The sequence below is a fragment of the Novosphingobium album (ex Hu et al. 2023) genome (genome assembly GCF_022832385.1).
GTDB lineage: Bacteria > Pseudomonadota > Alphaproteobacteria > Sphingomonadales > Sphingomonadaceae > Novosphingobium > Novosphingobium album.
Genome location: NZ_JALHLE010000074.1, coordinates 1 through 1,080 on the forward strand (window position 1 = coordinate 1; position 1,080 = coordinate 1,080).

General features: G+C 60.7%; 1 protein-coding gene. It reads left to right on the top strand.

Going from position 1 to position 1,080, the window contains the following annotated elements; translation table 11 throughout:
• On the top strand, window positions 1-1,006 hold a 1,006-nt coding region (locus MTR64_RS21265), incomplete at its 5' end, for an IS3 family transposase (RefSeq protein ID WP_243996596.1).
• Window positions 1,007-1,080 lie beyond the last annotated feature (74 nt).

Here is a 1,080-nt window from a genome sequence, read left to right on the forward strand (position 1 = left end):
TGATCGCGGATGGGGGCGACGACGAATGAGGTATCCCGCATCCGAAAAGCTCGAGATCATCAGGATCGTCGAGCAGTCACACTTGCCCGCCAAGCGCACGCTGGACCAGCTCGGCATCGCCCGCCGGACGTTCTACCGCTGGTACGACCGCTATCTAGATGGCGGCCCGGAGGCGCTGGAAGACCGGCCATCGGCACCAAGCCGGGTGTGGAACCGTATCGCGGTCGAGGTGCAGGATCAGATCATCGAGATGGCGCTCGAACGGTCCGAGCTGTCCCCGCGCGAACTTGCTGTGCGATTTACCGATGAGCGCCAATACTTTGTATGCGAATCTACGGTTTACCGCCTGCTCAAGGCCCATGATCTGATCACCAGCCCGGCCTATGTCGTGATCAAGGCTGCCGATCAGTTCCACACCAAGACCACCCGACCGAACGAGATGTGGCAGACCGACTTCACCTACTTCAAGATCATCGGGTGGGGCTGGATGTATCTGTCGACCGTGCTCGACGACTTCTCCCGTTACATCATCGCCTGGAAGCTGTGCACCAACATGCGGGCCGAGGACGTGACCGACACACTGGACCTCGCCCTTGCTGCCTCGGGCTGCGACAGCGCAACGGTGCTGCACAAACCCCGGCTGCTCAGCGACAACGACCCCAGCTACATCGCCGGCGTACTGGCGGAATATATCGAGGCCAGGAAGATGAGCCACGTGCGCGGCGCCCCGATGCACCCGCAAACCCAGGGCAAGATCGAACGCTGGCACCAGACCTTGAAGAACCGCATCCTGCTGGAAAATTACTTCCTGCCCGGCGACCTCGAGGCCCAGATCGAGGCGTTCGTCGAACACTACAATCACCAACGCTACCACGAGAGCCTGGACAATGTGACGCCTGCCGACGCCTACTTCGGCAGGGCTGCCGCCATCATCAAGCAGCGCGAGAGGATCAAGCGACAGACCATCGAATATCGGCGCTTGCAACACCGCAAGCTCGCCGCTTAACATCAACCCCCAGACGAGGTCCGCACTCCGCTAATCTAAGCTGCGACCTGCGCCAAATGTTCTGACGACGGACA